A 14,271-nucleotide genomic window follows, 5' to 3' on the forward strand; every position below is an offset into this window, starting at 1 on the left:
CTCACACCCATGACCCGTCTGGAACAGTTAAAACAAGCGCTGCAACAAGTACTGGAAGACAAGGTGACCCGCTTGGTCGAGCATGTGGGTGAACTCACCATAGAGTGCAAAGCCAGCCAGTTGCTCGATGTCTGCACAACCTTGCGCGACCACCAACAATTGAAGTTTGAGCAGTTGATCGATCTGTGCGGCGTGGATTACGCTGATTACGGCGAAGGCACTTGGTCTGGCTTGCGCTTTGCCACTGTTTATCACTTCTTGTCAGTTAGCCTCAATCACCGCCTGCGTTTACGTGTGTTTGCCAGCGAAGATGATTTCCCTGTTCTCCCCACGCTGGTGGATTTATGGCCAGTGGCCAATTGGTTCGAGCGTGAATCTTTTGACCTTTACGGCATCATGTATGAGGGGCATCCGGATTTACGTCGTTTGCTGACAGATTACGGTTTCGTTGGTCACCCCTTCCGCAAGGATTTCCCCATGATAGGCAATGTGGAAATGCGCTATGACCCTGAGCAGCAGCGCGTCATCTACCAGCCTGTGAGCATAGACCCGCGCAACAATGTGCCGCGCGTGATTCGTGACGAGGGCGTGCATCATGGCTGAGATCAGAAACTACACCATGAACTTCGGCCCGCAGCACCCAGCGGCGCACGGCGTATTGCGCCTGGTGCTGGAGCTGGATGGTGAAGTGATACAACGTGCCGATCCGCATATAGGCCTGCTGCATAGAGGCACGGAAAAGCTCGCGGAAAACCGCACTTACTTGCAGTCTGTACCTTATATGGACAGACTGGATTATGTTTCCATGATGTCCAACGAGCACGCCTATGTGATGGCGATTGAAAAGCTGCTCGGTCTGGAAGTGCCATTGCGTGCGCAGTATATACGCGTGATGTTTGATGAAATTACCCGTGTGCTCAATCACTTGTTGTGGTTGGGTGCACATGCGCTGGATGTGGGCGCGATGACGGTGTTTCTGTATGCCTTCCGTGAGCGCGAGGATTTATTCGATTGTTACGAGGCAGTTTCTGGTGCACGCATGCACGCGGCTTATTACCGTCCGGGTGGTGTGTATAGAGACCTGCCAGACCGCATGCCACAATATGAGGAATCGCCAGTACGCAGCAAGGAAGACGTCAAGCAGCTGAATGAGAACCGCCAGGGCTCGCTGCTGGATTTCATAGAAGATTTCACCAATCGTTTCCCCGCTTATGTGGATGAATACGAAACTCTGCTCACTGACAACCGCATCTGGAAACAACGTACTGTAGGCATAGGCGTGCTGACGCCAGAACGGGCATTGGCCTTGGGTCTGAGCGGCCCGATGTTACGTGGCTCAGGCATTGCCTGGGATTTACGCAAGAAGCAACCTTATGAAGTCTACGACAAGCTGGATTTTGATATCCCGGTGGGCGTTAACGGCGATTGCTATGACCGTTATCTGGTGCGCATCGAGGAGTTCCGTCAATCCAATCGCATCATCAAGCAATGCATAGACTGGCTGCGCAAAAATCCCGGCCCGGTGATCACTGGCAATACCAAGGTGGCTCCGCCGCAGCGCGAGGGCATGAAGCACGACATGGAAGCGCTGATCCATCACTTCAAGCTCTTCACCGAAGGTTTCCATATCCCCGCAGGCGAGGCTTATGCCGCGGTTGAGCACCCCAAGGGCGAGTTTGGCATTTATCTGGTATCGGATGGGGCCAACAAGCCTTACCGCTTGAAGATACGTGCGCCCGGCTTCCCGCATCTGGCGGCGCTGGATGAAATGACACGCGGTCATATGATTGCCGATTTGGTGGCCATCATAGGCACACAAGACATTGTATTCGGAGAAATCGATAGATGAGTTTATCTGCTGAATCTCTGGCCAAGATAGATCGAGAACTGACCAAGTATCCGCCTGAACATCGGCAGGCGGCGGTCATGTCTGCGCTGCGCATTGCGCAGACCGAGCTGGGCTGGCTTTCCAAGGACACCATCGCCGAAGTGGCGGATTACCTCGCATCCCTGCGATTGCCGCGCTTGAGGTGGCCACTTTCTACAATATGTACGAGCTGGAGCCAGTCGGGAAATACAAGATTACCGTTTGCACCAATATCTCCTGCATGCTGCGTGACTCCGCCGAGATTGTGGAGCATCTGGAACAACGCCTGGGTATAGGCTTTAACGAAACCACTGCCGATGGTCGCTTCACCCTAAAAGAGGGTGAATGCATGGGTTGCTGTGGCGGTGCACCGCTGTTTCATATCAACAATACAGAAATGCATGAGTACCTCACCACCGAGAAAGTGGATCAGATACTGGAAAACCTGGACAAGGGGGTGCTACGCAAATGAGTGCTACGCAAACTCTGGTATGCCTGCGCACCGTAGGTCAGGATAATCCCGCTTCTCTGGAAACCTATCTCAAGCTTGGCGGATATGCCCAGCTCAAGCGTCTGGTTACCGACAAGGTCAAGGCTACCGAAGTCATTAGCCAGGTAAAACTCTCAGGCTTGCGCGGTCGTGGCGGTGCGGGTTTCCCCACCGGGCTCAAGTGGAGCTTTATGCCGCGCTATTTCGATGGCACCAAGTATCTGGTGTGCAATACCGATGAAGGCGAGCCTGGCACATTCAAGGACAGAGACATCATCCGCTACAACCCGCACCAGCTGATAGAAGGCATGGCGATTGCGGCTTACACTCTGGGTGCGCGCGTAGGCTATAACTATATCCACGGTGAAATCTGGCAGGATTACGAGATTTTCGAAGCGGCACTGGATGAAGCCCGCGCGGCTGGGTATCTGGGCGAGCAACTGTTTGGCAGCAATTTCAGCTTTGATCTTTACGCCGTGCATGGCTACGGTGCTTATATCTGCGGTGAGGAAACCGCCTTGATAGAATCCATAGAAGGCAAAAAAGGCCAACCACGCTTCAAGCCGCCTTTCCCCGCCAGCTACGGCGTATTCGGCAAGCCGACCAACGTCAATAACACCGAGTCCTATACCTCTATTCCCTGGATACTGCAGCATGGCGGTCAAGCCTTTCAGGAACTAGGCGTCTCTAATTCTGGTGGTAGCAAGATTTTCTCTATCTCCGGCCATGTGGCCAAGCCTGGCAATTACGAAGTCAATATGGGCATCCCTTTCACCGATCTGCTGGAAATGGCAGGCGGGGTGTGGAAAGGGCGCAAGCTCAAGGCGGTGATTCCGGGTGGGCCTTCCACCGCTGTAATGCCTGCCGCCGCCATTATCGGTGCCACCATGGACTATGACGGTTTGTCCAAAGCGGGTTCCAGCCTGGGGGCGGGTTCCATGATAGTGATGGATGAAACCACCTGCATGGTGAAAACCTTGAAGCGGCTGTCGTATTTCTTCTTTGAGGAATCCTGCGGCCAATGCACACCTTGCCGTGAAGGCACGGGCTGGGTGTATAGGGTGATCAAGCGCATTGTCGATGGTCAGGGCAAGTTGGAGGATCTCGATCTGCTCACCGACGTCAGCAACAATATCTCGGGCCGCACCATATGTGCGCTGGGAGATGCTGCTGCTACACCAGTGCTGAGCTTTATCAAGCACTTCCGCCCCGAATTCGAGTATTACATCCGCCATGGCCGCAGCATGGTGGAAGACGGAAAAACGCAGCCAGAGGTAGCCTATGCTTAATATCGAGATTGATGGCAAGCAGGTCGAAGTCGAACACGGTGCCACCATCATAGACGCGGCAGACCAGCTCGGTATTGCCATTCCACGCTTCTGCTATCACAAGAAGCTGTCGGTCGCCGCCAATTGCCGTATGTGTCTGGTGCAGGTGGAAAAATTCAACAAGCCTTTGCCAGCTTGCGCTACACCTGTGGCCGATGGCATGAAGATTTTCACCCGCTCCAAGTCTGCCGTGGAAGCGCAGCAGAGTGTGATGGAGTTTCTGCTGATCAATCACCCGCTGGATTGCCCGATTTGCGATCAAGGCGGCGAGTGTGATTTGCAGGATATCGCCATGGCCTATGGCGCGCCTAAATCGCGTTACACCGAAGAAAAGCGCGTAGTGCTCAACAAGAATATAGGCCCGCTGGTCTCCACCGATATGACCCGCTGCATACAGTGCACGCGTTGCGTACGCTTCCTCAAGGAAGTAGGCGGCATGATGGAGTTGGGCCTGGTGAATCGCGGCGAGCACGCCGAGATTACCGCCTATGTCGATAAGAGCGTTGATTCGGAATTATCCGGAAATATCATAGACTTATGCCCGGTAGGCGCGCTGACCAGCAAGCCATTCCGCTACACCGCGCGTAGCTGGGAATTGACCCGCAGGCCATCTATCGCCCCGCATGATGGTTTGGGCTCGCAGATAGAAGTGCATATCAAGGATGGCAAGGTCTTGCGCGTATTGCCGCGCGAGAAAGAAACCGTCAACGAGTGCTGGTTATCGGACCGTGACCGTTTCTCCTATGAAGCCTTAACAGTCCGGATAGGCTGAAAGTGCCCATGGTCAAGCATAACGGCGTCTGGCAGGAAACCGACTGGAAAACCGCGCTGGAACTGGCGGCAGGCCAGATCAAGGATATCGTCAACGCTGAGGGCAGCGATGCCTTGGGTGTGTTGGTCTCGCCCAACAGCACCATGGAAGAAGCGCATCTGGCCACCAAGTTTGCCCACGGTCTGGGTAGCGACAATGTGGATTACCGCCTGCGCCACACTGATTTCCGCCACGATGGCAAGCGCCTGGGCGTGGTGTGGATGGGCTGCAATATCCCAGATGTGCAGGAAATGGACCGCATCCTGGTCATAGGCAGCAATCTGCGCAATGAGCACCCCTTGCTGGCGCAGCGCATACGCCGTGCCGTGGCCAATGGGGGTGAGCTGTCTGTGGTCAATCCGCTGGATGACGACCCGCTGATTCCTATCAGGCACAAGGCAATTTGCTCGCCCAATGATATGGTCAATGTGCTGTCGCAAATACTCAAGGCGGTTTCCAGCATGGAGCGTTTGTCGCTATGCCTGCCTAAATCCCTGAGCGAGTTGCTGGAAGGCGTGCGCGTCTGGGAAAACAGCCAGGCCATCGCACTTAGCCTGACTGGCCATGGTGAAACCATGGATTTGATCAGCCCACGCTCTGCGGTGTTCCTGGGTAATATTTCCCAGCACCATCCACGCTATACCGAAATCTACAGCCTGGCCGAAGCCATTGCCTCGCTATGCGGTGCAACGTTTGGCGTATTGAATGCAGGCGCCAACAGTGTGGGCGCCAATCTGGTGGGTGCCATGCCCAAGGCCGGGGGCCTCAATGCTCGCACCATGCTGGAATCACCACGCAAAGCCTATGTGCTGGTGAATGTAGAGCCTGAACTGGATTGCCACAATGCGGCGCTGGCGCGTGAAGCCATGCAAAAAGCCGAGTGCGTGGTGGCCTTGACTGCCTTCAAGTCTGAGGCTTTGGAGCATGCTGATATTCTGCTGCCGATTACGCCGTTCACCGAAACCTCAGGCACCTTCATGAGCATGGAAGGCCGGGTGCAGAGCTTTGCCGCGGTGACCAAGCCGCTGGGTGAAGCCAGACCAGGCTGGAAGGTGCTGCGCGTGCTGGGCAACGTGGCTGGGCTGCATGGCTTTGAGTTCGACAGCAGCGAAGAAGTTAAAAATGAAATCTTCGGCGGCGAGAAACCCTCCACTGTGGTTTGGCGTACGCTCAATAACAATCTGCGCGAGCTGATAGACGTTGAAATCAAGGTCAAACTGGATAGCGATTTACAGCGCGTGGGCGAGATTCCGCAGTTCCAATCTGACGCTATCGTGCGTCGTTCTCCACCACTACAAAAAACCCGTCATGTGACCAAGGCCGTATTGGCAGCCCTGCATCCAGAGCAACTCAGCAAGTTGGGGCTGGTGGAGGGCGATAGCATCAAGGTCAGGCAAGGTGAGGGTAGTGCTGTGCTGCAAGCACAAGCTGACAGCCGCGTACCGCTGGGTTGCATCCGCATTCCCGGCGCTTTGCCTGCCACGGCTGATCTGGGTGATCTGCTGGGTGAAATCACGCTGGAAAAACTGCCAGCCCAACAACCCAGCGCTGAGGTCGTGGCATGATGGAAACCTTGCAAAATCTCCTGGGCCCAGCCTGGCCTGTGGTCTGGACCCTGGTCAAGATCATTGCCATTGTGCTGCCGCTGATGGGGGGCGTGGCCTACCTCACACTGGCTGAGCGCAAGGTGATAGGCTTTATGCAGGTGCGCATTGGGCCTAACCGCGTGGGCTATTATGGCTTGCTGCAACCCCTGGCCGATGGCATCAAGCTGCTGATGAAGGAAATCATCATTCCTTCCGCTGCCAACCGTACCTTGTTCCTGCTGGGGCCAGTATTGGCCATTGCCCCGGCGCTGGCTGCCTGGGCGGTGGTGCCGTTTGATCTGACGCTGGTGCTTGCTGACATTGATGCTGGCTTGCTTTATATCCTGGCCATGACCTCTGTGGCGGTATATGGCGTAATCATCGCGGGTTGGGCCTCCAACTCCAAATATGCTTTCCTCGGTTCTTTACGTTCTGCCGCGCAGATTGTCTCCTACGAAATTGCCATGGGCTTTGCGCTGGTGGGGGTGCTGATGTCAGCCAATAGCCTGAATCTGGGCAAGATAGTGCTGGCGCAGAGTGGCGGCATTCTGCAATGGTATTGGTTGCCTTTGTTCCCGCTGTTTATCGTCTACTTCATCAGTGCGGTAGCGGAAACCAACCGTGCGCCGTTTGACGTGGCTGAAGGTGAATCCGAAATTGTTGCCGGTTTCCATGTGGAATATTCCGGCATGGCCTTCGCGGTGTTCTTCCTGGCCGAATACGCCAATATGTTCCTGGTGGCAGCGCTTGCAGCCCTGATGTTCCTCGGTGGCTGGTTGTCGCCTGTGGCTTTCCTGCCAGATGGTATCTGGTGGCTGATTATCAAGGTGTTTGCGCTGCTGTTCATCTTCCTCTGGTTCCGCGCTACCTTCCCGCGCTATCGCTATGACCAGATCATGCGTCTGGGCTGGAAGGTGTTTATCCCGGTCACCCTGGTGTGGATATTGTTTGTGGGTGGCATGATGCAAACCCGCTGGGCTTACTTGTTCCATTGAGACTCAAGAAAATGATTACCAAGATCAGAGAATTATTTGCGAGTTTTATGCTGCTGGAATTGGTCAAGGGCATGGCTCTGACCGGGCGCTATTTCTTTGCTCGCAAGGTCACTGTGCAGTTCCCGGAAGAACGCACGCCCATCAGTCCACGCTTCCGTGGCCTGCATGCCTTGCGTCGCTATCCCAATGGCGAGGAGCGCTGCATTGCCTGCAAGCTCTGCGAGGCGGTGTGCCCGGCCATGGCTATCACTATTGAATCTGAGCAGCGTGAAGACAATACACGCCGCACTACCCGTTACGACATTGATTTGACCAAGTGCATTTTCTGCGGTTTCTGCGAAGAGTCCTGCCCGGTGGATTCCATTGTGGAGACGCGCATCTTTGATTATCACGGCGAAAAGCGCGGCGACCTCACCTACACCAAGCCCATGTTGCTGGCAGTAGGCGATAAGTATGAGGCGCAGATTGCCGCTGACCGTGCACAGGATGCCAAGTACAGATAAATCAGCACAGCAGTTACTAGCTTTGGGTATACCGCTTCAGCAGCGGGCAAGCGTCAATCAAGAAGAGGAGGAGTGTGAGTATCACAGCGGGGCGACCATGACACACCATGGAGTCTCAGGCTGACATACACACGGTAATGATGATATTCCAGGATTTTGTTTTTTATGGTTTGGCAGCCATTCTGCTGTTTGCCGGGGTCCGCGTGATCACGGCGCGCAATCCTGTGCATGCGGCACTGTTCCTGGTGCTGGCCTTCTTTACCGCCGCAGGTATCTGGCTGCTGCTGGAAGCTGAGTTTCTCGCCATCGCGCTGGTGCTGGTTTACGTTGGGGCGGTGATGGTGCTGTTCCTGTTTGTGGTGATGATGCTGGACATCAATCTGGACAAATTGCGCGAAGGTTTCTGGAAGGCGCTGCCTGTGGCCTTGCCCATAGGCATACTCATGGCCGCTGAAATGGTCATGATACTGGGCAGCAAGCATTTCAGCAGCGAGATGATCACCGCACCTGCACCGCGTCCTGCGGGTTACAGCAATACCGCCGAGCTGGGCCGTCAGCTGTATACCGATTATCTCTTGCCTTTCGAGTTGGCATCCGTGGTGTTGTTGGTGGCGATTGTGGCAGCCATTGCGCTGACCTTGCGTGAGCGCAAGGACTCCAAGTTCATAGACCCTGCCGAGCAGGTCAGGGTAAAGCGGGCAGACCGCGTGCGCATCATCAGCATGCCTGCCGAGAAAGAACTGCCGCCCGTGACTGAAGCGGTGGCAGAAAAGAAATAACGCGCACAACCATGCACAACATCAAGCATAAAAACAGCCTGCAGGGCACGAAAATAATGGAGATTGATCAATGAGCGTCGGGCTGTCCCATTACCTGATCCTGGGGTCGCTATTATTTGCGATCAGCGTGATCGGCATCTTTCTCAATCGCAAGAATGTGATCATTCTGCTGATGGCGATTGAATTGATGCTGCTGGCGGTGAATATGAATTTCATTGCCTTCTCGCACTATCTCAACGATATCGCGGGTCAGGTGTTTGTGTTCTTCATCCTCACCGTGGCCGCAGCGGAATCCGCCATCGGCTTGGCCATCCTGGTGTTGCTGTTCCGTAATCTGCGCACCATCAATGTCGATGACCTCGACCAGCTGAAGGGCTAGGCCATGATCATTACACCTATCCTGTATGCAGCACTGTCCAGCTTGAAGATCAGCGGAGGGCAGGCATGAGCAATATAGAAAGTCTATATATCTGGATTCCGCTGCTGCCTTTGTTTGCGGCGGTTATCGTTGGCCTGTTTGGACGCAAACTGCCCAGATCCGCTGCCCACTGGTTCACTATTGCCGGGGTAGCAGCAGCGTTTGCGCTATCGGTCTGTGTCTTCTTCGATGCCTTGCAAGGCCATGTTTACAACGGCACGGTCTACACCTGGCTGGTCAGCGGTGGCACTCGCTTTGAGGTCGGATTCTTGGTGGATCGCCTGACGGCTACCATGATGGTGGTGGTGACCTTTGTCTCGCTGATGGTGCATATCTACACCATAGGTTATATGGCGGAAGACCCAGGTTATAGTCGCTTCTTCAGCTATATCTCGCTGTTTACCTTCTCCATGCTGATGTTGGTAATGAGCAATAACTTCATGCAGCTGTTCTTTGGCTGGGAGGCGGTGGGCCTGGTGTCTTATCTGCTGATCGGCTTCTGGTTCAAGCGACCCACTGCGGTTTACGCCAACCTCAAGGCCTTCCTGGTTAACCGTGTCGGTGACTTTGGCTTCCTGCTGGGCATAGGCATGGTGCTGTATTATCTCGGCAGCCTGGATTACGCGGCAGTATTTGCCATGGCGCCACAGTTTGCGGATAGCCAGGTAGAGTTGATTTCAGGAACGCCCTGGTCGCTGATGACGGTGATCTGCATCCTGCTGTTTATAGGCGCCATGGGTAAATCAGCGCAAGTGCCTTTGCATGTCTGGCTGCCAGATTCCATGGAAGGCCCTACGCCAATCTCGGCACTGATCCATGCCGCTACCATGGTGACGGCAGGCATCTTCATGGTGGCGCGCATGTCACCACTCTACGAACTCTCAAATACCGCTTTGTCCTTTGTCTTGGTGATAGGCGCAATCACGGCTTTGTTTATGGGTTTCCTTGGTATTATCCAGAACGACATCAAGCGCGTGGTGGCTTACTCTACCTTGTCGCAGTTGGGCTATATGACTGTGGCATTGGGGGTATCGGCTTACTCGGTGGCGATATTCCACCTGATGACGCATGCCTTCTTCAAGGCCTTGCTGTTCCTGGGCGCTGGCTCTGTGATCATGGGCATGCATCATGATCAGGACATGCGCAATATGGGTGGCTTGCGCAAATATATGCCGATTACCTGGCTGACCTCGCTGGTAGGCTCATTGGCGCTGATAGGCACACCTTTGTTCAGCGGCTTCTACTCCAAGGATTCCATTATTGAGGCAGTGAAATTCTCGCATATCGCGGGTAGTGGCTTTGCCTACTTTGCGGTGCTGGCTGGGGTGTTTGTTACCGCCTTCTATTCCTTCCGCATGTATTTCCTGGTGTTCCATGGCAAAGAGCAATGGATGCTCAAGCCAGCCCATGCGCATGCTCATGAGCATCATGACAGCACTGCGCATGCAGACGCGCATCATGACGCGCACGATGAAGACGAACATCACCACGCCGCAGATGATCATGAAGAACACCACCATGGCTTAGGCCCCAATGACAAGCCGCATGAGTCTCCATGGGTAGTGACTGTGCCTTTGATCCTGCTGGCGATTCCTTCGGTGCTGATAGGCTATGTCGCCATAGAACCCATGCTGTTTGGCAATTATTTCCATGGCGTGATTCATGTTGATCATGCGCAGCATGAAGCCATGCATACCCTGGCACACCATTTCCATGGTGCTGCCGCGATGGCCTTGCATGGCCTGACATCGCTGCCGTTTATCCTGGCGGCTGCTGGTGTCGCTCTGGCCTGGTTCTTCTATATGAAGCGTCCGGATATTCCTGCCGCCATCCAGCAGCGTTGTGGCTTTATCTACCGCATACTCGACAATAAATACGGCTTTGATAGCTTTAATGAGCGCGTCTTTGCCGCAGGCTCCCGCTTCTTGGGTGGCAAGCTCTGGCAGTTGGGCGATGTCAAATTCATCGATGGCCTGGTAGTCAATGGCTCAGCGCGCTGGTGGCCCGTTTGGCTAGTCTGGTACGCCGCCTGCAGACCGGGCTGGTTTATCACTACGCCTTCGCCATGATTATTGGCGCTTTCCTCCTGCTGACCGTCTTCATGAAAATCTGACCACGCTATGAATGATCTTCCTTTCCTGAGTCTGTCCATCTGGGTGCCCATAGTGGCAGGCGTACTGGTCCTGTTTACGGGTGATGACAGGCGTGCAGCTGCGGCGCGCTGGCTGGCCTTGCTCGGCAGTATTGCCGGTTTCGCTGTCACCATTCCCCTCTATCTGTATTTTGATAATGGCAGTGGTGGCTTCCAGTTCCAGGAAATCCACAACTGGATTCCCGCCTTCAATATTCACTATCACCTGGGGGTTGATGGCATTGCCGTGCCGCTGATCCTGCTTACCAGCTTTACCACCTTTATTGTGGTGCTGGCTGGCTGGGAAGTCATACAAAAACGCGTGGCGCAGTACAACGCGGCTTTCCTCATTATGTCCGGCATTATGATAGGGGTGTTCTCTACGCTGGATGCCATCCTCTACTATGTGTTCTGGGAAGCAATGCTGATCCCGATGTTCCTGGTGATAGGCGTCTGGGGCGGGCCTAACCGCGTCTACGCCACCATCAAGTTCTTCCTTTACACCTTGCTAGGCTCATTGCTGATGCTGGTGGCGTTTATCTATCTGTATCACCAGAGCAATAGCTTCAACATTCTGGACTACTACGCCATGCCGCTGGCGCTGGATGTGCAGGTGTGGATCTTCATCGCCTTCTTTATGGCCTTCGCGTGAAAATCCCCATGTGGCCTGTGCATACCTGGCTGCCTGATGCCCACGTTGAAGCGCCCACTGGCGGCTCCGTGGTGTTGGCGGCGATTGCCCTCAAGCTGGGTGGCTACAGCTTCCTGCGTTTTGCCATGCCGATAGCGCCTGACGCTTCGCACTATCTTTCCGGCTTTATGATCACGCTGTCTTTGATTGCCGTGGTCTATATCGCGCTGGTAGCGCTGGTGCAAAAAGACATGAAGAAGCTGATTGCTTATTCATCTATCTCGCATATGGGCTTTGTCACCCTGGGCTTTTTCCTCTTCAACCCGCTAGGGCTGGAAGGCGCAGTGGTGCAGATGATTTCGCATGGCTTTATTTCTTCTGCCATGTTCCTCTCCGTGGGCGTGCTCTACGACCGTATGCACTCCAGGCAAATTGCTGATTACGGCGGTGTGGCCAATACCATGCCTGTGTTTGCCGCCTTTGCAGTGCTGTTTGCCATGGCCAATGCGGGCTTGCCAGGCACGTCGGGCTTTGTTGGTGAATTCATGGTGATACTGGGCGCTATTCAGGTGAACTTCTGGTATGCGGTGCTGGCCTCTACCACGCTGATCTTTGGTGCGGCCTATACCTTGTGGATGGTAAAGCGTGTCTATTACGGTGAAGTCGCCAACCATCATGTGGCGGAATTGACGGATATCAACCGCCGTGAATTCCTGATTCTGGCCTTGCTGGCCATTCTGGTGCTGGGCTTCGGGCTTTATCCGCAGCCTATCACCGAAATGACGCATGCTAGCGTGCAGCAGTTGCTTGAGCACCTGGCCATTAGCAAGCTGCCCGCGCTATAGCCAAACAAGTGACGGACGATCCTAACGAGATGATCACAAACCTATGATCCAACCTTAAATGCCATCAGCCTAGACCTTTTGACCGCACTACCGGAAATCGTAGTGCTGGTCATGGCCATGTTCATCCTGCTTCTGGATTTGTTCCTCAAGCCCGGTAATCGCTATCTGGTCTATGTGTTTGCGCAAGTGACGCTGCTGCTGGCAGCCATACTCACCTTTGCTACCCATACGCCGGATATACGCTATGCCTTCAGCGGCCTGTTTGTCGATGATGCGCTGGCAGATGTGCTCAAGCTGGCGATTTATCTGGCTACCTCCGTCACCTTGGTCTACACCCGTTCTTATCTCAGCCTGCGTGGCATGTTCAGTGGCGAGTTTTATGCCCTGGTGCTGTTTGCCACGCTGGGCATGATGGTGATGGTCTCTGGTCAGCATTTCCTCACCCTGTATATGGGGCTGGAGTTGTTGTCACTGTGCCTGTATGCACTGGTGGCGCTGGATAGAGATAATCCACGCTCAACAGAAGCGGCCATGAAGTATTTTGTGCTGGGTGCCCTGGCCTCAGGCATGTTGCTGTATGGCATGTCCATGCTTTATGGCGTCACCGGCAGCCTCAATATCAGTGGTGTAGCCGAGGCGCTGATGAATGGCGCGCCTGATCATGGCGTGTTGGTACTGGGCCTAGTGTTTATTGTCGCTGGCCTGGCCTTCAAGCTGGGGGCTGCCCCATTCCAGATGTGGGTGCCAGATGTTTATCATGGCTCGCCTACAGCCATTACCCTGTTTATAGGCTCAGCCACCAAACTGGCAGCGTTTGCATGGTGATGCGCCTGCTGGTGCAAGCCCTGTTTGTATTGGCAGTGGATTGGCAGGGCATGCTGATGATCATGGCGGTGCTGTCCATGATCATAGGTAATATCGCGGCGATTGCGCAAAGCAATATCAAGCGCATGCTGGCCTATTCCACCATTTCGCATATAGGCTTCCTGATGCTGGGCCTGTTGAGCGCCAGCCTCAATGGTTACGCCTCTGCCACCTTCTATATGTTGTCTTATGTGCTCATGACCCTGGCAGGCTTTGGCATTATTTTGCTGCTGACACGCCAGGGCTTTGAGGCCGACAGGCTGGAAGACCTCAAGGGCCTGAATCAACGCAGCCCCTGGTTTGCCTTCCTCATGCTGATCATCATGTTTTCCATGGCAGGCATACCGCCCACGCTGGCTTCTACGCCAAGTTCACCGTGCTGCAAGCCGCCTTGCAGGCAGGCTTTGTGGTGCTGGTGGTGTTTGCGGTGCTGATGGCGCTGATAGGCGCTTTCTACTATCTGCGCGTGGTCAAATATATGTACTTTGATGATGCCGAGGATAACAGCCCGATCAGCGCCCCGGTTGACATGAAGCTGCTCTTGAGTGTTAATGCGATTGCTTTGCTGATATTGGGCTTGTTGCCCGAGCAGTTCATGGAGGCATGCGGTTACGCTATCCTCCATAGCATTCAATAATCAAGCGGGGCGTTCTCAATGTGTGCGCTGTTTAGCGCCAGATTGCACGCCCCTTTAGCATTAAAGACACTATGACCATCACTATCCTCTTGTTGCTGGCCTTGCTGGCAGCTAATCTTCCCTGGTTTTCCGAGCGCCTGTTCTACCTCTTGCCTTTGAAGTCTCCGCGCAAGGCCCTGCTGGTGCCTGCTAGAACTGGTGCTGTTGTATTTCATCATAGGTGCTGTTGCCATAGCCGTTGAGCAAAGCAGTGTGGGCCAGGTGGCCAAGCAGGGCTGGGAGTTTTACGCCATTACCTTCAGCTTGTTTGTGGTGTTTGCCTTTCCCGGTTTTGTTTACCGCTATCTCTGGCACAAGCCTTAATATTTTCAAGTATTTAGATTTTT

General features: G+C 54.3%; 7 protein-coding genes and 6 pseudogenes. All 13 read left to right on the forward strand.

The features are described 5' to 3' along the window. Nucleotides 1-9 precede the first annotated feature (9 nt). The 13 genes and pseudogenes from JCM2850_RS12555 (at nucleotide 10) to JCM2850_RS19175 (ending at nucleotide 14,248) form a co-directional block, all read left to right on the forward strand. Nucleotides 10-603 carry an NADH-quinone oxidoreductase subunit C gene (locus JCM2850_RS12555; RefSeq protein WP_025872260.1) on the forward strand — a complete coding sequence of 198 codons (594 nt, stop codon included), beginning with the start codon at nucleotides 10-12 and terminating at the stop codon, nucleotides 601-603. Next, a complete protein-coding gene (locus tag JCM2850_RS12560; RefSeq protein ID WP_025872262.1) occupies nucleotides 596-1,849 on the forward strand; it encodes an NADH-quinone oxidoreductase subunit D in 1,254 nt (417 codons plus the stop codon). Before JCM2850_RS12555 ends, JCM2850_RS12560 begins: the two co-directional genes overlap by 8 nt. Then, a pseudogene (gene nuoE / locus JCM2850_RS19150) lies at nucleotides 1,846-2,339 on the forward strand (NADH-quinone oxidoreductase subunit NuoE). The gene JCM2850_RS12560 and the pseudogene nuoE overlap by 4 nt, the downstream one beginning before the upstream one ends. Further along, entirely contained in the window at nucleotides 2,336-3,646 is a 1,311-nt protein-coding gene (gene nuoF / locus JCM2850_RS12570) for an NADH-quinone oxidoreductase subunit NuoF (protein ID WP_025872264.1), read from the forward strand. The pseudogene nuoE and the gene nuoF overlap by 4 nt, the downstream one beginning before the upstream one ends. Further along, nucleotides 3,639-6,061, forward strand: a pseudogene (nuoG, locus tag JCM2850_RS19155) (NADH-quinone oxidoreductase subunit NuoG). Before nuoF ends, nuoG begins: the two are co-directional and overlap by 8 nt. Further along, nucleotides 6,061-7,077 carry an NADH-quinone oxidoreductase subunit NuoH gene (gene nuoH / locus JCM2850_RS12580; protein WP_439645869.1) on the forward strand — a complete coding sequence of 339 codons (1,017 nt, stop codon included), beginning with the start codon at nucleotides 6,061-6,063 and terminating at the stop codon, nucleotides 7,075-7,077. Before nuoG ends, nuoH begins: the two are co-directional and overlap by 1 nt. A gap of 11 nt (nucleotides 7,078-7,088) precedes the next feature. Next, complete coding sequence (gene nuoI, locus JCM2850_RS12585) at nucleotides 7,089-7,580, forward strand: NADH-quinone oxidoreductase subunit NuoI (protein WP_025872268.1); 492 nt, start codon at nucleotides 7,089-7,091, stop codon at nucleotides 7,578-7,580. Between the two features lie 140 nt (nucleotides 7,581-7,720). Continuing rightward, nucleotides 7,721-8,359 (forward strand): NADH-quinone oxidoreductase subunit J, encoded by a 639-nt coding sequence (locus JCM2850_RS12590; protein ID WP_025872270.1) that lies wholly within the window; start codon nucleotides 7,721-7,723, stop codon nucleotides 8,357-8,359. A 70-nt stretch (nucleotides 8,360-8,429) separates the two neighbouring features. Next, nucleotides 8,430-8,738 carry an NADH-quinone oxidoreductase subunit NuoK gene (gene nuoK / locus JCM2850_RS12595; RefSeq protein WP_025872272.1) on the forward strand — a complete coding sequence of 103 codons (309 nt, stop codon included), beginning with the start codon at nucleotides 8,430-8,432 and terminating at the stop codon, nucleotides 8,736-8,738. A 65-nt stretch (nucleotides 8,739-8,803) separates the two neighbouring features. Further along, nucleotides 8,804-10,890 (forward strand): annotated as a pseudogene (gene nuoL, locus JCM2850_RS19160) (NADH-quinone oxidoreductase subunit L). Between the two features lie 7 nt (nucleotides 10,891-10,897). Further along, a pseudogene (locus tag JCM2850_RS19165) lies at nucleotides 10,898-12,384 on the forward strand (NADH-quinone oxidoreductase subunit M). Nucleotides 12,385-12,495: 111 nt separating this feature from the next. After that, nucleotides 12,496-13,885 (forward strand): annotated as a pseudogene (nuoN, locus tag JCM2850_RS19170) (NADH-quinone oxidoreductase subunit NuoN). A gap of 71 nt (nucleotides 13,886-13,956) precedes the next feature. Next, a pseudogene (locus JCM2850_RS19175) lies at nucleotides 13,957-14,248 on the forward strand (DUF2818 family protein). The last annotated feature ends 23 nt before the right edge of the window (nucleotides 14,249-14,271 follow it).

It is taken from the genome of Methylobacillus glycogenes JCM 2850, from assembly GCF_000617925.1.
GTDB classification, from domain to species: Bacteria; Pseudomonadota; Gammaproteobacteria; order Burkholderiales; family Methylophilaceae; genus Methylobacillus; species Methylobacillus glycogenes.